Source organism: Treponema sp. (assembly GCF_051883275.1).
Lineage (GTDB): Bacteria > Spirochaetota > Spirochaetia > Treponematales > Treponemataceae > Treponema_D.
The window spans coordinates 39356-57927 of the sequence record NZ_JBJETK010000027.1 but is presented as its reverse complement, the minus strand read 5'-3'; the positions used below and the strand labels follow the sequence as shown (position 1 = coordinate 57927).

The 18572-nt window shown below is 45.0% G+C and carries 13 protein-coding genes; 5 read left to right on the top strand and 8 right to left on the bottom strand.

Features of this window, described 5'->3' with window-relative positions:
* Window positions 1-26: 26 nt before the first annotated feature.
* From ACI4L0_RS04235 to ACI4L0_RS04220, 4 genes are all read right to left on the bottom strand, one after another.
* Entirely contained in the window at window positions 27-1298 is a 1272-nt protein-coding gene (locus ACI4L0_RS04235; RefSeq protein ID WP_439798922.1) for a CDP-glycerol glycerophosphotransferase family protein, read from the bottom strand.
* On the bottom strand, window positions 1295-4018 hold the full coding sequence (locus ACI4L0_RS04230; protein ID WP_439798921.1) for a YidC/Oxa1 family membrane protein insertase: 2724 nt from the start codon (window positions 4016-4018) through the stop codon (window positions 1295-1297). The genes ACI4L0_RS04235 and ACI4L0_RS04230 overlap by 4 nt, the downstream gene beginning before the upstream one ends.
* Before the next feature lie 91 nt (window positions 4019-4109).
* Window positions 4110-5699, bottom strand: coding sequence for a 1,4-alpha-glucan branching protein domain-containing protein (locus ACI4L0_RS04225; protein ID WP_439798920.1), 1590 nt, complete (start codon window positions 5697-5699; stop codon window positions 4110-4112).
* Between the two features lie 99 nt (window positions 5700-5798).
* Window positions 5799-6464, bottom strand: a complete 666-nt coding sequence (locus ACI4L0_RS04220) for a DUF4912 domain-containing protein (RefSeq protein WP_439798919.1) — start codon at window positions 6462-6464, stop codon at window positions 5799-5801.
* Between the two features lie 112 nt (window positions 6465-6576).
* On the opposite strand from ACI4L0_RS04220, the gene ilvB reads away from it, so the two are divergent.
* The gene (ilvB, locus tag ACI4L0_RS04215; protein WP_439798918.1) at window positions 6577-8313 is read left to right on the top strand and encodes a biosynthetic-type acetolactate synthase large subunit; all 1737 of its coding nucleotides are present in this window, start codon (window positions 6577-6579) and stop codon (window positions 8311-8313) included.
* 62 nt (window positions 8314-8375) lie between these two features.
* Here ilvB and ACI4L0_RS04210 read toward each other — a convergent pair whose 3' ends face one another.
* Window positions 8376-8900, bottom strand: coding sequence for a nitroreductase family protein (locus ACI4L0_RS04210; RefSeq protein ID WP_439798917.1), 525 nt, complete (start codon window positions 8898-8900; stop codon window positions 8376-8378).
* A gap of 102 nt (window positions 8901-9002) precedes the next feature.
* On the opposite strand from ACI4L0_RS04210, the gene ACI4L0_RS04205 reads away from it, so the two are divergent.
* The 3 genes from ACI4L0_RS04205 to tkt all read left to right on the top strand — a co-directional run bounded on the left by ACI4L0_RS04205 (window position 9003) and on the right by tkt (window position 13175).
* Window positions 9003-10526 carry a hypothetical protein gene (locus ACI4L0_RS04205; protein ID WP_439798916.1) on the top strand — a complete coding sequence of 508 codons (1524 nt, stop codon included), beginning with the start codon at window positions 9003-9005 and terminating at the stop codon, window positions 10524-10526.
* A gap of 5 nt (window positions 10527-10531) precedes the next feature.
* Window positions 10532-11008 (top strand): PTS sugar transporter subunit IIA, encoded by a 477-nt coding sequence (locus ACI4L0_RS04200; RefSeq protein ID WP_439798915.1) that lies wholly within the window; start codon window positions 10532-10534, stop codon window positions 11006-11008.
* Window positions 11009-11204: 196 nt separating this feature from the next.
* Window positions 11205-13175 (top strand): transketolase, encoded by a 1971-nt coding sequence (tkt, locus tag ACI4L0_RS04195; protein WP_439798914.1) that lies wholly within the window; start codon window positions 11205-11207, stop codon window positions 13173-13175.
* 72 nt (window positions 13176-13247) lie between these two features.
* On the opposite strand, the gene ACI4L0_RS04190 is transcribed toward tkt, so the two are convergent.
* Together ACI4L0_RS04190 and ACI4L0_RS04185 are read right to left on the bottom strand one after the other, a co-directional pair.
* Complete coding sequence (locus ACI4L0_RS04190; protein WP_439798913.1) at window positions 13248-13691, bottom strand: YkgJ family cysteine cluster protein; 444 nt, start codon at window positions 13689-13691, stop codon at window positions 13248-13250.
* Between the two features lie 45 nt (window positions 13692-13736).
* Entirely contained in the window at window positions 13737-15020 is a 1284-nt protein-coding gene (locus ACI4L0_RS04185) for a deoxyguanosinetriphosphate triphosphohydrolase family protein (protein ID WP_439798912.1), read from the bottom strand.
* On the opposite strand from ACI4L0_RS04185, the gene ACI4L0_RS04180 reads away from it, so the two are divergent.
* The gene (locus ACI4L0_RS04180) at window positions 15019-15756 is read left to right on the top strand and encodes a 5-formyltetrahydrofolate cyclo-ligase (protein ID WP_439798911.1); all 738 of its coding nucleotides are present in this window, start codon (window positions 15019-15021) and stop codon (window positions 15754-15756) included. The genes ACI4L0_RS04185 and ACI4L0_RS04180 overlap by 2 nt on opposite strands.
* Here ACI4L0_RS04180 and ACI4L0_RS04175 read toward each other — a convergent pair.
* A complete protein-coding gene (locus tag ACI4L0_RS04175; RefSeq protein WP_439798910.1) occupies window positions 15739-18501 on the bottom strand; it encodes an insulinase family protein in 2763 nt (920 codons plus the stop codon). The genes ACI4L0_RS04180 and ACI4L0_RS04175 overlap by 18 nt on opposite strands.
* Between the last annotated feature and the right edge of the window lie 71 nt (window positions 18502-18572).

Below are 18572 nucleotides of genomic sequence, written 5' to 3'. Positions count from 1 at the left end.
CCCCGGCATTTACAAAGCTTTGCTTTTCAGCTTTTGCTTTTTTCTTGCAGGGAAGTATTGTTTTTTAGGGAAAGAAGCTCTTCCTCTTTTTTTACCATAAAATTATAGACTTCCTCGCCGGCAGTTCCCTGGTGCTCCCATGCCGCCGCCTTGTTTAAATCCCTCTGCTTTTTGAATTCCTCCGAATCGCCCGCTGCCTTTATAATCTGTGCGATGTTGTTGAATTCTTCTTCTTTCAGCTCAATCCCGAATTTGTGAACCGCAGTTTTCTGCCATGGGCTTCTGCCCGGAACATCGTAGGCATCGTAAGGCCCTAAATCCATGTCTGAATTTACATACATAACAGGCTTGTCGCAAAGGAAAGTGTAGTCATAGATAATTCCTGAAAAGTCAGAAATCATAATATCAGCTTTTTTCATTGAAAAAATATTTTCAGTATTGTAGTCCCATATTAAATTCTTTGTGTCCTTGTACTTTTCTGTGAGACGATCAAGCATCGCGCTTTCTGAAATTTTTGACTGCGGATGCGGACGGACAATAATATTCCAGCCTGTCTGCAAAAGCGGATCAAGGAGCTTTTCTCCGTAGCGTGTCAGAATTGCACTTGGTCCCCATGACGGAGAAACAAGAACTGTGAATATGTGTTTTTCTTCTGGCGGAATTTCTTCCATTTTTTCCTTGTACACGTCAAGATATGTGCAGCCTACGCTTACAATATCCTTGTGCTTTAGCCCTCTGGCGTCTTCAAGATAGCGGATGTCTTTTTCCTTGTATGAGCCTGTGACAAGCACTGAATCAAAATAATCGATTCCAAAAAGCCTGTACATGGTCGAGTCTCCTGTGGAATGTTCCAAGTGCGCGTAGTGCTTTACATTCTTGCTCCGCTTCATCTGATAGACATCAAGCCCCGGCGTGGTCATCAGAACAATGTCAGCGGAAAGAAGATTCAGCTTGGCAAAGGCTGTGTTCCCTGTGCCTATGTATTCGGGCTTTACAAATTTATATCCTGCGGAAAAAACATTGTCCTCTTTGTATGAGGTGAAATACGTTATTTCCGTGCCGTGTTTTTCAAAGGCATCAAGAACTGGCTTGAATACATTCCAGTACCGCTTGTCCTCATTGTATATCACATACTTGTGGGTTGAAGTGTCCGCCGCACCTTTCTTTCCTGTGAAAAGAAATTTAAGCTTTAGGATGGCCGCCCTCGCAAGAAAGTACAATGTGGCTGTGGCTCCTATAAGAATGGAAAAGAGCATGCTGCCTGTTCCGGGATCTATGTATAGAAGTGATGCTGTCATTTTTCAAATTCCTCCATTTTTGTCTGCTGCCAGTTTTGAGATTCAAATATGTTTCCGCTGACTAAATACCAGTCGTTTGGATCTACTGTAAAAATATTCTTGCTTGAAGAATGATGCGGCATAAAAAGATTGCTTGTTGAAACCAGCGCGCCGTTTTCCTTCATCTTTGAATTTACAGCCTTTCCTGTAAAAGGATTCACAGGGTTTTCGATGATTCCCTCGGTGAGAAGTGCAGGCGTGTCTGCGTTTGTCATGAATTCTTCGCTTGTCTTCAGTTCGCCTGTCTGGTTGAAATCCTTGAACATAAAAATCGGATGATATTTTCCAGGCGATATTGCGCTGAATTTTTCGTCCCAGACAAATGCGTTTTCCCTTGAGGTGCAGCTGTGATCGGACACTATAAGAATTCTTGAATTGTTGTATGCATCATTCTGCTTTAAGTAGTCAAGCCATTCTCCGAGCCTGTGCATTACACCAGCCATTGATGAGTAGGAGCTGTCATTGGCATATTCACTGGTTCCCTTGTTTGTAATATTCATTGAAGGAACATAGTCCGGAGCCTGGAGTTTGAATGATGTGTGGCACGCGTTGTTTGTAAAGCTGAAATATACGTTTTCTGTCTCCGCGGAAAAATCAGTGAGATCCTTCAGGTATTCCATTACAGCATAGTTCGAAATATACTTGTTCATGTCATCGTACTGTGAATTTGTAGACCAGTATCTTCCGTCTTCATAGATAACATGTCTTAGAATCAGCGGCGATGTTTTGAAAAACGAATACCATAAAATATTCCGCTTGAGTGTGTCGCTCGCTATGGTTAAATTTCCTATGTCCTGATGATCCTTGTACCACTGCGCAAGATAGGCGTTTTCAGTTAGAAATGCCTTTATGTTTGGGTAGGGCGAAAATATTGAAATGTCAGGAATCCAGCTGTAGTTTGCCCACGAGGCATCGCTTGAAATTGCAGAAAATCCGGTTCCTTGCTCTGTGAAAATTCTAGGCAGCATAAGAAGCGATTCGTTATGCTTTTCAACCAGTGTTTTTTCAGGGCGATTGTTGATTTCCGCCGGTGTGTATTCATAGCCGCCGTGGACTGGCGGTACTCCGATAAGCGTATGGGAATTATACGAAACTGTATTCTTGTAAAGCGTGAATCCTGTAAACTGCTGCCTTAGCTTTTCAGACTCCTCAAGCATAGGCTCCACAAAATTGTTCTGCGCCCGGTCAAGAAAAATCATTATGACATTTTTTCCGTTCTTTGAAAGATGGAAAATCGGCTTTACCAGTCCGCTGTCCTTTGACTCTGCATTGGCTGAAATTTTAAGATAGTCCCTGTAGCCGGCTTTTATTTTTCCAATCTGAATGCACGAAAGCATGACAAGGGAAATAATTGAAAGCATTGCTATTAGGCATACCGGCTTTGTTAGGTTGAATTTTATAACTGCTATGCAAGCCAGAATCAGGGCGAGCATAAATGCGAGATTGGCAAGTATATGTGTTGCAGGCGACTGTATGCTCGGCACTTCCGTGAAAATAAGCATTCTTGAAAGGTAGCCGTATTTTTCCTGAAAAAGAAATGCATTCACGGTTGAGGCGGCAAGCATAAAAAGAAAGCCCGCGGAAAGCAGTGTCTGAATGCGCTTGCTGAACAGAAAAAAAATCAGAGTAGGCCAGACAAAAAAAAGTCCCATTGCCTGAAAAAAGGTGTTCCTTAAAAAAAACATCGGGTTTGGATAGTTGTCTATTCCAGAAAATTCAATAGGAGAAGAAGCAATCAAAAGAGCAGGAATTACAAGCCCTATCAGAATTGCCGTGCCTGACGAGGACAAAAGAAAAAGAGCAGTTCTGAGGTTGCGTTTTTCATTCAGCGGCGCAAGCGGCTTGTCCGAGATAAAGGCTAAAAATTTTACGATAAACGGCGAAAATATCACAAGAAGACAGAGAAGACTGAAAAATCCTTTCTGCTCCATGTTGAATCTTTTGGTGAGAACCGTGAAAACAAGAGCCGCGGCAAAGATAATCGCCGAAATGATATAAAATGACTTTAACGGATTTTTCAGTTTGTAAAAGATATTTTTTATAAGGGAAAAAACATTGTTCATTGTCCAGTAAATAACAAGACCGGCTGGACTGTTGTAAAGCAGAACAACAAAAACAAGCGCAAGAATGTAAACCTGAAGCTTTTCTCTCAGCGGAAGCCCTTTTGTGTATATCGCCCCGGAAATACAGTTTATCGCTGTCATGATAAGCGGAAGCACATTTATAGTCAGCGGACCGACTGAAAAAAGCGCATCCGGCATGCCAAGGTCAGAGATAAAAAGCAGATGGTGGTTCTGGAGCGCAGCCATGTGCGAAAGGCATGTATACGCCGCTGTAAAAAACGGAATCTGTATAAGAATTCCAAAGGCGGAGCGCAGCGACATTATAGGATGGTAGTGATTCTGCCTGTAATAGGTGGAAAGAATCATGTACTGCTCATCGCCCTTGAAAAATTTTTTTATCCTGTTAACCTGCGGCTTCATCTTTGCCTGGAGGGCGCGTTCAGTTTCCTGCCATTTTTCCGCCACTGCATAAAGCGGAAGTGTAAGAAGGCTAACTGCAAGGCTCACTCCGATCAGTGAAAAGCCCGTATTTTTTAAAAGCTTATAGCTGAATGTAAAAGCCAGTTCTATAATCTGGGTCAGCGGATAGATGACAACTGTAAAAAAAAATGTGCCCATAGCGTTTCCTTTTTTACCATATTGAAATCAAATTATCAATAGATGTTTTCAATGCGGCAGAAAACATTGAAAATAAATTTACAGTCTGCTTCTATTTTTTTCTGCTGAAAATTCTGTAGTTGAGCCATGGAAACAGCGGATTTTTTCTTTCGCACGAAGTGAGCCATTCTGTGCTTACTGTATTGCTTGCCAGCGAGGCAAAAACCTTTGTGAATGAAAGAATCTCATCCTTGAAAAGGCTTTCCACATAATCAAGCATCTGCCCGTCATGAATCATAGCAGGCCAGTTTCCGCTCTGTGCAAGAAGAACCTGCTTTGCCGCCATGTTCAAAAGCCGCTCCTTCAATGATGACTCGGAGGGGAATCGCTCTGCAAGGTCGATTATTCTTTGGGTGGCCTTCCTTGTGTATCGGAGCATCCAGCTGTTTGAGTTGTCCAGAAGGTCTTCGCCGTAGCCCAGGCCGTTTGCCGAACACTGATACGGCTCTATTTTTTTGAGTGAAAACTGATTTTTAAGAAGGTTTCTGCAAAGATCAAATTCAAAGCCGCGCTTGCTTGCCTGACATCGGATTACGTTTTCAAGCCAGGCAACGCCTTCATGCCATTTTTGTCCGAGAAATTCCGCGGGGATTGTGCAGACCAGAACCGCATCCTTTTCGCCCATGCACTCTGAAGCCTGGCTCAGTTTTTCCGCCTTGGAACTGTAGAATGAAAACGCATCCTCGATTATCTGAAGCTCTGCTTTTTGTTCGTTGTATGGAACGGTGTCTCCGTCTTCGCTTTCGTTGCTCCAGTACTTGTAGCCTGTGGGAATTCGTGCGCCGCTTCCTCCAAAGTAGCCGCCCAGGGATTCCTGCGGAAGCTCAAAGCCTATGTCCCTTGTCTGGGAGCGGTAGACTTCGTTCTGGCAGAATCCCTCTTCGCCTGCTATCTGCTGAAAAGTGTCCGGGTCGTTTCCAAAAATAACAAGGGATCTTTTTGTCCTGACTGGGTGGAAAATTCCTTCGTCCGGGCACTGCTCGGAAAACAGTATTGAGCGAGCATCAAGCACCGTGTAGTTTATTCCGTAGGAGCGAAGCGGAATTTCCAGCGCCTTGTCCCAGCCCATGAACGGAAGCCAGAAACCGTCTCCTGTGCTTCCAAAGAAATTTCTCTGCGAATAAAGCCCGGTTTCAACCTGCGCGTTTATTGCCTCTGTAAAGTCGCTGTAGTGCGGAAGATAGGCTGAAGTTGCCGCTGTCGGAATAAGCTCAAGAAAGCCGAGCTTTTCATACCGCCTGATTTGCGCAAGAATATTTTTTCCGTACAGGTCAACAAAATCCGCCTTTGTCTTTTCTATTCTCTCAAGGCATTTTTGAGCCTGTTCGCGGCAGTCCATGGTGGAGCAGCGGCTGATCTCTGATTTTCCAAGCTCTATGAGGGCATCAAGGTATTCCACATACAAATCCTGTATGTGCGGATCTGACAGAAGCGCGCATATCGATGGAGAAACCGCAAGCCCCAGCTTGAACTGAATGTTCTCCTTTTCAAGCCTGGCGAACATATTTAAAAGCGGAATGTATGTTTCTGTTATTGCCGAGAAAATCTGGCTGTTCTGAAACTGAAAGCCTTCCCTGTCTTCTGCCTGGGGAAGATAGCCCTGTGATGCTTCTATTATTAAAACAAGTTTTTTTCCGGACATCCTGTGCTCCCATAAAAAGTCAATAAGGAAATTTGCAACGCAAACTTGTGAATAAAAACTTTTGCGGTGGTTCAGGCAAGGTTTTCATTGCACTCTCCCTTAGTTTGAAAATGACTGCCTGTGGTTCAGGAAGTTGTCATGAAGAATTTTCTTTATTCCTGAAAGCTGCACAAGCGGAGAAAAGTCGATTTTTTTACCGGGCTGCATGTCCTGGATTTTTTTGCTTTCCTCCGGGATTTCAATCATTCTTGTTGAAGCAAGCACTTCGGCTTTTCTGCCGGCAAAGGAGGCTGCCATATCTATCCGCGCGAATTTTTTTCTGCCCGGAATCATTATGTACTGCTCGCCCGGCCCTGCCTGAATTTTCACGTCAAAGAAATCGTAGGGAGTTTCCGATTCGTCATCATCAAAAAACGAAATGCGGAGAAATACGCTTTCAAACGAAGAATCCTGGGTCAGGGAAGAGATGTCGGATTCCTTTATGTCCCAGAATACAAAAAAGCATGCGGGGTTTCTTAAGATAGCATCGATGCAGGTGTTGTTGTATGTTGCAGGAAGCTCGTCAGGAACAGGCTCTTCGCTGTCTGAAATTTGAACTTCCGGCTTATCTTCCGCCGTTTCAAACTCTTCCTCTGCCTCAAGAAGCTCTCCGATTATAAAGTTGCGGTCAAGGCCGCCTGGAATGTCGATTCCATATTTATCAGCAAGGACAAGCAGCTCAGGTGTTGACATGGATTCAAGCTGCTGTCGGAAAACAAATTTCATAGCCTGCTAATAATCGCTAAAAACGAAACTTTTGTCAATTATTGCAGAACGCTGATTTTGCTATGAAAAATCTGCTGTTGAAAACGGAGGATTTTTTTTATAGAATGGCAGAATGATACAAGCTACAGGTTCCAGTATTATTTTAAAGCTTCTTGAAATGCAAGGCGTCAGGTTTGTTGCAGGAATTCCCGGCGGCCAGATTCTTCCTTTGTATGATGAGCTTAACAGGTCTTCTATAAAGCATATATTGGTTCGCCACGAGCAGGCGGCGGGATTTATAGCCCAGGGAATGGCGCGCTCAACAGGAATTCCGGCTGTGTGCATGGCGACTTCCGGGCCGGGCGCAATGAATCTTCTCACCGCCATTGCTGATGCCCGCTGCGATTCTATTCCGATTGTTGCCATTACAGGCCAGGTGAACACTTCGCTTATAGGAACGGATGCCTTTCAGGAGGCGGACACATTCGGGCTTTCTTTTCCGATAACAAAGCACAGCATGATGGTCAAGTCCCCGGAGGAGCTTTTGACTGCGGTGCCGCTTGCGTTTGAGATTGCGTGCGCGGGTCGTCCGGGCCCTGTCCTTATTGATGTTCCGAGGGATGTTCAGACGGGAATTGCAGAGTTTGAAAAATGGCCTGAAATCCGCTCCATGGAAAGCATAAAGAAATCGGTGTTTGCAAAACGCTTTTCCACGCCCGAGGAAAAAATTCCCTGCATTGTTGAAAAAATGTGCCGGGCTCTCATGAATGCCGAGCGGCCTGTCCTTTATATCGGCGGAGGCTGTAATTCCCCGGGGGCTGCTTCTGCCCTGAAGAGCCTGCTTGAAATATATGATGCGGCGGCGGTTACAAGCCTCATGGGCATCGGCTCTGTTCCGGGAAGCCTTAGAAACAACATGGGAATGGTTGGAATGCACGGTTCTTATGCGGCCAACAAGGCGATGCATGATGCGGATGTCGTGCTTGCAATGGGCGTGCGATTTGACGACAGGGCTACGGGAGCGGTCGCGCAGTTTTGTCCGGGAGCAACCGTGCTGCATATTGATATTGACGCTGCGGAAATAAACAAGATTCTTCCTTCGAGCTGTTCGCTTGTGTGCGATGTTGAAACCGCTCTTCCGGTTCTTGTTTCAAATATAAAGAATTCGCCCTGCAATGAGAAAGCTGAAAAGCGCAGGGAATGGCTTGATTCACTTTCTGAAATTTTTGCCAATACTGAAAGCATAGAGCTTGGCAGGGGAAAAAATGCGGCTTCTGTGAATCCACGGAAATTTATAAGCGACCTTCCGTCTGCCGCAGAGAGCGCAGGTCTTTCCCCGGATGACATAATTGTTACTACGGATGTAGGACAGCACCAGATGTGGGCGGCTCAGTATTATCCTGTTGAGCATCCTCGCCAGTTTTTAACCAGCGGCTCGCTTGGCACAATGGGCTTCGGGCTTCCGGCTGCAATAGGAGCTGCACTTGCAAACCCGTCCAAGAAGATTGTATGCATATCAGGAGACGGAAGTATTCTGATGAATCTTCAGGAGCTTGCGACACTCAGCGAGATGGGCTTGAACGTAACAGTCATTGTTCTTGAAAACGGAGTGCTTGGAATGGTTCACCAGCAGCAGGAATATCTTTTTAACAAGAACTACAGCGCAAGTGAATTTATACGCAACCCTGACCTGCTGAAAATCGCCGAGGGCTTTGGAATTGAGCCTGTTGACGTGAACACAGATTCAAAATGGGCTGAAAAAGCCTTTGCGGAAGGTCCGCGCATGGTTCGCCTGAAAATTGAAAGCGACGAAACGGTGCTTCCGTTTGTAAAGGCTGGATGCGCCAACATTGATGCGCTTAGAAACTGATAGTTTATAAATGCTGGTTAACTGAGATTGTTAGCCAGCATTTTTTTTGCGCTCTTACAGTCTTACAGTTCAGATACAGTTTCTGAAAGTTCTTTTCTCAGTGAATGTCGCTCGCTTGGCTCGCTGTCTTCCGCTGGATAGCCTATGTCAAGGAGGCATACAAGCTCAAGGCCGCTTATTTCAGGAAAGGCGTCGTAGATTGTCTGGCTGTCGTAGCCCCTTGCCCACAGTGTTCCAAGCCCAAGGTCAGTGGCTTCCATCATCATTGCAGCTGTGACAATAGCCGCATCTGTTTCTCCGCCGTCATATCCTGGAAAATGCCTGTCCGCATTGTTCTTGTAGCTTGCCTTGCTGTCGTAGCACACCATAAGAACAACCGGAGCGTTGTATGTCATGGGCGTTGCCTTATGAATTCTTTCGAGGGCTTCCCGGCTTTTTATGACGAAGATTTTCTGCGGCTGGCTGTTTTTTGCAGTGGGCGCAAGTCGTCCTGCTTCAAGAACCGATGCGATTTTTTCCGCCTCAACAGGGCGCGCGGAAAATTTCCTCACTGAGTATCTTTTTCGTGAAAGTTCAATAAAATCCATTTTTCCTCCTGGGTATGCATTGAGATTACTAAAAACCGAGGTTTTATTCAATTTTTTCCCGGAAATCTTTTTATTTATGAAAAAAAGTATTACTATATATGTATGGGATTTTCAAGAGAAGATTTGGCGGAAAAATTTCTTAGAACATATTTAAAGCCTTTTACAGCTAAGGAGATGAAAAAAATCTTGAATACCCTTGGTGTCGCAGCTTCAGTGGATGAAACCGAGGATTTTCTTTACTCAAGTCCGAATGTCCTGGAGCTTGCCGACGGAAGGTTTATTACGCATGCCGGCGCTTTTACCGGTGAAATTTTCAGCATTGTTCCGACTGCGGCAGAGGCTGAGCAGGGGGTTTTTGTTCCGGGCGACAGATGCATGCCGTTTGTGGAGTCGGACAGAATTTCTTCCACTCTGCGCTTTTATGTCAAGGGAAAAAAGGTTCCCTCGAAGATCGGAACTTTTGACAGCGACGATGCGATTGATATGTTCATGCTTTACGGCGAAGAGTATGCTCCGCAGTACATAGCGGCTGACCCTGCGAACAGCGGGATGGACATGATTTCTAGCGACTTTGAGCTTTCGAATACCGTCAGGCTTACGGGGCTTGACCTGAATTATCTTTCTGAAAAGCACGGCTACAGAAAGGGCGACAGAATTCTGTGCTGTGTTACTGACTGGAATGCCGGCAAGCTGAACATGATGGTGCTTCACAGCGATGAAACACGGTTCGACAAGGGCGAGGTCGGAGAGCGGCGCATAGAGTGGTTTGCGGAGCTTGAAAAAAAATTCCTTGAGTCCTTTGAGCGGTGCGGTCCCATGACTTCCATAGAGGAGCAGCTGATGACAGTGTTCTTTGAAAACCGGAAGACACTGTGTGTTCCTTACTGCGGCTCAATGGAGGAATTTCTTTTCAGGCACACAAAGAAAATTTCTTTCCAGCATTACGGGGTTGAAACCAGAATATGGCGGAAGGGCGAGGATGTGCCGGCGTTTGGCGCGTGGAACACCGGCCTTGCAGTTTTGAACAATGAGCTCAAGCGGAAAATTTCGTTTGCGAATTATACGCTTGCTTCCATTCCAGAATTTGTGTACGACCAGATACTCCTGAATTCCCTGTACCAGCATAAAACCGATTTCCTTAAATTCACGCTGGATTTTATCTGCCGCGATGATTTTGTGCTTGAGGATTTTGAAGTTCAGGCTCTTGCCTTGTCGCTGAAGGAAAGATATGCTATTCTGCAGAAGGACTATAATTGGTTTGCTGACCAGACTCTTGGAAATGTCCGCAGGAAGGCTCTTGAGCTTTACGGGGCTGTTTCGTCGCTTGTGAGGAAAATCGATTTTCTTGGCGAGCTGATTTTGAATTTTCCAAGCCAGGAAGTTGTGATTCTTGCTCAGCTGCACGGGCATGTTCTGCGGATGATTGAAAGCATTTCTTCAGACCCTGCCGTGGAGGAAAATGCCGATGCGCTTCTTCTTTCGCTTGACGGAATGGAGTGGAATTTTGAGGATATAAAAGGCGTGCTTGAGGCTTCGCTTGAAAAACAGAAACTGAGCCAGTTCAAAGTTATAAAAGCTTCTGCAAAAGGAAGTGCCTTGAAAATACAAAAAGACAGGGAGGTGTGAGATTTATGGAAAATGTCAACATGAAGGCTCTTTTTGAGCGCGGCGAATTTTTGGAGAGCGTGCCGGGAAATTCATATCAGGAAATTTACAAATATATATGCGGCCATATCTGTATGCCCACAGGAGTTGAGGCGGCCGAGCTTGAAAAATTCCTTGTGGACAGGGAGCAGATTCTGAGCACTGCAATCGGAAACGGAATTGCGATTCCCCATCCGAGATGTCCGATTGTAAAAAACAGCTCTGAAAGCAAGATTGTCGTTGTATATCTTCGTGAGCCTGTTGACATGAAGGCACCTGATGTGCGCAAGGTTTTTGCCATGTTTGTGCTTCTTTCTGACTCATCGCTTTTTCATGTAAAGGTTCTTTCAAATCTTGCCTCTTTGTTTAAAAATGAAACGTTTCAAAAGCGGATAAAAACGCTTCCCTCAAAGGCTGAATTTCTGGACATGATTGAAGGGATTTTTCCAGAGCTTTCAGTTTGAGCCTGTTTTTTTGAAATAAGATTTGCTTTCGTGATTGAAAAAACGTCCGCATAGTTGTAAAATGCGTTTTCATAAAGCCGCCGTGAAGCCTCTGTGCTTTGAGACGGCCCCCATGAAAGCGTGAATTCCGCGGGGAATTTTTTATTTTGCCGCCGGTGTTTCCGCAGATTTTCCTTGATTTTGGAGTATAACAACTATGGACACAAAAGCTATTGAAGCTGTCGCTTTGTCAATCAGAAGTCTTTCGATGGACGCTATTCAGAAAGCAAATTCCGGACATCCTGGGCTTCCTCTTGGAGCTGCTGAAGTTGCCGCTGTGCTTTACGGCGAGCTTTTAAAGCATAATCCTGCCGATTCAAAATGGGTGGACAGGGATCGCTTTGTTCTTTCTGCTGGACACGGCTCGATGTTGCTTTACTCTGTTCTTCATCTTGCAGGCTACAAGGTTTCGCTTGACGATATAAAATCATTCCGCCAGATTGGCTCAAAGTGCCCGGGACATCCTGAGTACGGCGAAACTGACGGCGTAGAATGTACTTCAGGACCTTTGGGGCAGGGAATTGCCGCCGCGGTTGGAATGGCTGTTGCGGAAACCATGCTTGCTTCACGCTTCAATACTTCCAAGCATACAATCGTTGACCACTATACTTATGCTCTTGTCGGTGAAGGCTGTCTTGAGGAAGGTGTTTCTTCCGAGGCATCTTCTCTTGCCGGAAACCTGGGGCTTGGAAAGCTTATTGTTTTTTATGATGAAAACAAGATTTCAATAGATGGCTGCACTGAAATAACTTTTACGGATGATATCGAAAAGCGTTATCTTTCCTATGGATGGCAGGTTCTCCGCGGCTCTATGTACAATATCGGAGAAATCGCTGACCTTGTTGAAATTGCAAAGCGCGACAATTCCAAGCCTACTTTGATAATACTGAAATCTGTGATTGGAAAAGGCGCTCCTAAGCAGGGAACAGCTGATGTCCACGGCGCTCCGCTTGGTGAGGAAGGCTGCAAGGCTGCAAAATCTGCGCTCGGAATTCCTTCAGACGGACAGTTCTATGTTGCTCCTGAAGCTTATTCGTATTTTGAGGCAAAGAGAGCTGAATGGGCAAAGGCTGAGGAAAACTGGAACAAGACTTTCAGCGAGTGGGCGAAGGAAAATCCTGAGCTTGCCGAAAAATGGGATGCATACTGGAACTGCAAGCCTACAGGCGAATGTGAGAGCCCTGTGTTCAAGGCAGGAGATAAGCTTGCCACACGCGATGCCAGCGGAAAAACACTTAACTGTATGGCAAAACGCTATGAGTGGCTTGTAGGAGGCTCCGCCGATTTGCAGGGGCCTAATAAGACAAAGGTTGCTGACGATGACGGTGTGTACAGCAAGACAAACAGAAAAGGCCGCACTATAGAATACGGAATCCGTGAATTTGCAATGAGCCAGGTTATGAGCGGAATCAATCTTCATGGCGGCTTGAGGGCATTTGGCGCGACCTTCCTTGTGTTCAGCGATTATCTGCGTCCTTCTTTGCGTGTGGCGGCGCTCAGCAAGCTTCCGAATATTTATATTTTTACACATGATTCCATTTATGTCGGTGAAGACGGCCCGACCCATCAGCCTGTTGAAACAAATGCGGCTCTGCGCTGTATTCCGAATGTGCAGTTCCTTCGTCCCGGAGATGCAGAGGAATCTGTTGCGGCATGGGAAATGGCAATGGAAAGCACAGACCATCCTGTGTGCATGGCTTTTACACGCCAGGGGATTGGAGTTTATGAAAAGTCTGACAAGGACTGGAAAAACACTGTGAAAAAAGGCGCATATATTGTCCAGGACTGCGCTGGTGTTCCTGATATAACAGTGCTTGCTACAGGCTCTGAGGTTGAAATGTCTTTGAACGCTGCCAAGCTTGTTTCTGGAAAGGCAATACGCGTTGTTTCTGTTATGGACAAGAATTTGTTTGAAAAGCAGGATGCGGATTTCCAGAAGAAAATTATCGGCGGCGCGAAGCGTGTTGTTGTCGCGGAGGCTGGCGTGAGCTTCGGCTGGGAAAAATATGTTTCAGACAAAAAGGATCTGTTCACCATTGACCGCTTTGGAGAATCAGGTCCTGCTGCAAAAGTTGCGGAAGACCTTGGATTTACTTCAGCTGATTTGGCAGAGCTTCTGAAAAACTAGGAAATCAGGTGTTAATTTGAATCCTTGAGTTTTGTGATATAAATAAAAAATGCAGAGCCTCTAAAAATTCATTTAAATGTTTTTTTGGAGGCTCATTTTATTTTGCTCGTATATTTTAAGCTGCTCAAGAATTTCTTCACTGGGAATTTCATTGCCTTCATTTATTCCGGGACAGGCTTTTTTTTCATTATCCCAGGATTCTCTGGATTCGAGTATTCTTGTCCAGAATGGGTAGGTTCTGCACTGGACAGGCCGAGCGCTGTATGCCTTGCAGCCGTTTTTTTCATTCCAGAAAATACACTCTCTTTTATTTTTGTCTTTAAGGCACAGATATGTTTTTCCGTCTGCGTTTTCCAGTCTGCGGCAGTAAACCTGTATAAACTGCTCGGGAGAAAGTTCCGCCCATTCTGCAAGCATTTCCAAATCGCTTTGGCTCAACAGCACAACTCCGCCTTCGAGGCAGCAGCAGTTTTTGCATTGCATGCACTTGAATTTTAGATTTCCCGGAAAACTCATTTTTCCTCCGTAAGCAATGAGAAAATTTACAGCGCAAACTGTAAGCTAAAATGAAATTATTTCTTCGTAAACTCTGATTGCGTACTGGTCTGTCATTCCGCTTATATATTCAACAACGCATTTTTCCCAGCTTTCATTGTCGTTCACATCGAACACTTCTTTTGTCTTGCAGTGCATTATCTGCTTTTTTGCAGGGTTGTAGTTTGAGTATTTTGCAAGCCATTCTGAAAATGTTTTTTGAAGCTCCGGTGTGTAGCGGAGCACGCTTTCAGCTCTTCTGTTCTGGGCGTAAACCTGAATTTTCATGAGCGTTCTGTAAATGCACGAAAGAACGTTTTCCGCATACCGCTGGAATTCCAGAAGCCGCCAGTTGCTGTAAATATTCCGCAGGCTGAACTGCTTCAGCTCATGTATGAATTTGAAGTAAGGCTCGCTGAAGCATATTCCCTTTTCTGGAGAGCTTTGGGCGCAAAGGTCTACAATCATGTCGTTTATGAGCACTGTTGTGTTTACGGCTCTGCCTGATCTGAATGCTCCGTTTGTTGTGTGCAGGGAATATTTTTTGTTTGGTCCAAGACCCAGTGTTTCGCCGACAATTTCTCTTAGCTGCCTGTAAGCCGCCATGTCCAAAATATGGTATGCCCTTGCATCTTCTATGTCGCGCCCAAGAAAAGCTATTTTGTCGCTTGTTTTTACAATGCAGCCTTCCCACGTGAAGGGCTGTACAATTCCCGGACGCTTTATTGAATACAAGTCCAGAGCTTCTTCCCTGGGCATAAGACCCTGCTGGTCTATTTCACCGCAGTGGCAGACAAGACCGTCGCGGACTGCATAGGTCAAGTCAAGGTTTTTAGAAGTTCCCTCCGGATCCTGAAGTGTTTCTATAAAATCCGCAAAGAAAAGGCTGTTGCGCTCATGCCAGAATTTTTTTGGCGCATTTTTTCCTTCCTTCTGATTTTTGATAAGAGAATTCAAAATGTCTTCGCCCGTGTGTCCGAACGGAGCATGGCCGATATCGTGGCCGATTGCAATTGCCTCGGTAAGCTCTTCGTTCAGCCCCAGGTATTTTGCGATTGTTGCGCTTACGCTCGCCACATGGTTTACGTGCTCAATTCTGGTGCAGATATGGTCATTCTGGGGCGCGTAGAAAACCTGCGTTTTGTGCTTCAGTCTTCTGTATGCCTCGCAGTGCAAAAGCCTCGTGTAGTCCCGCTCAAATTCAGACCTTATGTCATTTCCACGGTTGTAAAGAGTGTTTTCCCTGTGTATGCATTGCTGCCATTTGGGATTTTTTTCGTCAGTGCGCACGGAAAAAAAAGAATTCTTCATGAAAAAAGTTTATCCTTTATTCGGGCATTTTACAATAAGAAAGCAGGGTTTTAATTCAGCTTTGCGTGGAAAACTGGACTTTTGCAGTAGAACAGGCTACTATCATTTTATGACAAAAGACGAGCTTAGAAAGCAAATGAAAATTTTGACCGGGAACGTGGACAGTGTTTTTAAAAATGAGGCTTCGCAAAAGGCATGCGGATTTTTTCTTGAATTTGAAAAAACAACAGGCTTCGATGTGCTTCTTTCTTATGTTGACATGAAAAATGAAATTTCTGCTGGCGGCATAACTTTTGAATTCATGCGGCGGAATAAAATTGTGGCAGTTCCAAGAACAGTTCCTGGCACACAGGACATGAATTTTTTTATTTTAGACAATAATTCTGAATTTTCTGCTCAGCTTGAAAAAGGAGCGTTTGGAATAAGAGAGCCTTTAGGAAAACAAGAAAGTCTTTTCTGCGCGGAAAATTTTCCAGGCAAAAAAATTTGTGCACTTGTTCCGGGAGTCGCTTTTGGAATGCAGGGACAGCGGCTTGGGCATGGAATGGGCTTTTATGATATTTACCTTTCCAGACTGAAATCAGAGTGCAAAAAAAATAACATCGCGCTTTTTATTGCCGGGCTGTGCTTTGATTTTCAGGTGTGCAAGGATGTTCCCCTTGAAAAAAAAGATGTGCTTATGGACTGCGTTTTTTCAGACAGGGCAGTCTATTCTTGCCTAAAAACCTTTTTTTGAGTCAGCGGAAAATACTTTCATTGGCGGCTCGGGCGGAAAATATTTTTCCAGGGCAGCAAGAAAATCCGCGGGCGAAGAATTTTCAATGCACAGATAGTTTGCAAGATATTCTTCTTTGCGCTTGGACAAGCCTATTATGCGCGCTGTGCCGCTGTTGGTTTGTGTAGGGAGCAATGCCTTTTTCTTCCATCTTATTTTTATTCTTCGGCAGACCCATTCCTGTGTTTCCTCGGATGAAAGGCTTTCCGAAAGTTTTCTTCTTTGCTCTTTGTATGCTTCAAAAAGTGTTCCTGCTTTTTTCAGAGTGTCCGCCTGTATCATTCCAACAGAAATGTCCGGGCTTGAATGTTCCGAGGTGCATTGAATTTTATTTCCGAGCTGCGCCTGAATTTCTTCACAGATTTCATCGAGGAGCGCATTGAAAATTTCTGTTTCCCAGGGACTGTCTTCAGGAGCCTTGAAATAAATCTGCGCGGGGTCTGCGAATTCCTTTGTTGGAACAAGCAGCGGAGATTCCTTCGGCGCGCTTTCGGCTGGCATGTCGCTTGTAAAAATGTGCCTGATTTGAACTTTACGTTCCTTGTTTTTGAATGAAGGGCTTGGCGCGCGGATTTCTTTTCGCTGCGACTGCTCCTTTAAAACGCCGAGTGTCTGCTGGCAGCTTTCGGTTGCTTTGGAAGCTTCAACATCTCCGCAGATTGTTATTGAATACAGCGAAGCATCGAGAAGCTTTGTGTATTCCAAAAGAAGTGTCTGGTATGATGCCGTGTCGCTTTTCTTTTCGTCTATTTTAAAAAGTTTGGCGAATGGTGTTGAGCGATAAAGATATGCAAGCGCGTTTGATTTCAGCTGAAATCCCGGGTCTGAATTTTTTATGCGCCTGTCAAAATCTTCTTCCCTGAAAAGCAAATCGGCCTGCACCGGTGAAACCGTTCCATAAATCAGCGCATTCATAAATTTCATGAGCGCGCTGTCCAACTCTTCGCTTGGAATTTCAAATGCAATGTGTGACTGCGTTTTTTCTGTTTCGCTTGAAATCTGATTTATCCCGGTGTTTTGTGCAAGCGCGGAAACGAGAATTGTCCTGAGATTTTTTTCTGATTCCGGGGAAGCTGCGGTTCCTCCCGAAATGGAAATGAAGACAGCCGCTGTTTTAGAGCCGGGGTTTTCCTTTACAGTGACGGGAATTCCGTTTTTCAGCTCGGCTGTGTGCAGTGAATTTTCGCTGTTGAAATAAAAGTAGTCAGCGGGTCTGATTTCGATTGTAGAGCTTTCGTTTGCCTTTGTCTGCTCAAGGGAAGCAAGCATTTCCTGCTTTGCCTGTTTCTTTAGAATTTCGTTTGTGTACCATGAGGCATTTTTCTTTGTGACAAGCTCATAGCCGTTTTCTTCCAGGGCTTTTTTATTTTTTTTATAAACGCTGCTGTTCAGAAGAAGAAAAACATAAGGCTCTTCGGATGCGGCTTCCTGTATTTTTTGCGGCGTTTCGTCCTGAAGCTGTTTCACTGAATTTTCAAAGCTTTTATAAAAATCTTCAGGGGTCTCAAAGCGGCTCGTTGTCCAGAATTCCGCAAGCTTTGAAATCAGGGCTGTGGAATTTCCTGTGAGCATTGTGTACTGCCTTAAGATTTCATTCTGCGCTGATTTGAATTCGCCTTCATCAAGAAGAAGACAATCTCTTGTTTCCTGTAAAAAAGATTCCGCCTGGTCAGCTGCGTTTTTTCCGGCAGGGGGCTGCTCCATGAGCGCCTGAAGAATAAGCCTTGCGCTTCCGTTTTTTACAGCCGATGCCGCCGCTATGTAATCTGCGCTCCTTATGCTGAGCTCCGGATTTTCAGGAAGACGTTTTTTGTATGCTGAGCTTTCGCTGTTGAAAGAGCAGGCAGTGAGGTCAGCCTGTGCGGACGAAAGAGAAGTGTACTGCACAACAATCTGTGCAAGCTCGGGAGAAAACTCGTCTGCGGCAAGCACAAATTTTTTTCCTGCGGATAATTCAGAAGGCGCTGCTGTTTCCCTTGATTGAATTCCTGCGGCTCTTGGGTTCCAAATTTTGAACGCATCCTGTGAAACTGCCAGCGCTTTTTTTTCTGTTATGTTTCCCGTGATAAAAAGAGAGCAGTTGTACGGTGTGTAAAATTCCCTGGCGACAAAATTGTACAGAATTGCTCTTGCCTGTTTTGCATTGTAGCCTGAAAAAAGAGCTGGATAAATTCCAGAGTCATGCTTCCACGGCTCGCTGTGGAACACCCTTGAGTCAATCGCGCTGTTTATAAATCCGGCTGTGCTTTTTGAGTACGCCAGGCTTTCGGCCTTCATCTGCGCAAGCTCGTTTTCTATGTCCTTGTCGTTGAAATCGGGAAAGGCGGCGCACTGTGCAAGCTGCTCAAGAAAAAGCTGAAGGTCTTCAGGCGGAACATCTGCCTTGAATCTGGAAGCATCGGCAGTACATTCTGCTTCCGGGGAAAATGCGCTGATAATTTCTTCTGCGTTTCCTGACTTGAAAAAAAGTCTTGTATGCAGTGGAAAAAATCCTGCTGTGGATGAAGTCTGGCTTGAAAATCCTGCCCTGCATACAAATTCAACATGCACAAGAGCATTGGTTTTGTCTGGAATCACAAAAAGTGTAAGTCCGTTTTGGAGTGTGGAAACGGCCGGTATATTTCCTGTGCTTTCGTGGGCAGCCTGGGAAAAAGCTGTTTCATAAAATAAAAAAACAAGTGCGCATAAAAAAATCCGTTTTGGCATGGAATTGATTATACCATTCCCGATGTATTTTTCCAATCCTGCTCTTGTCCTTGGCTTTTTGTCCTTATTCG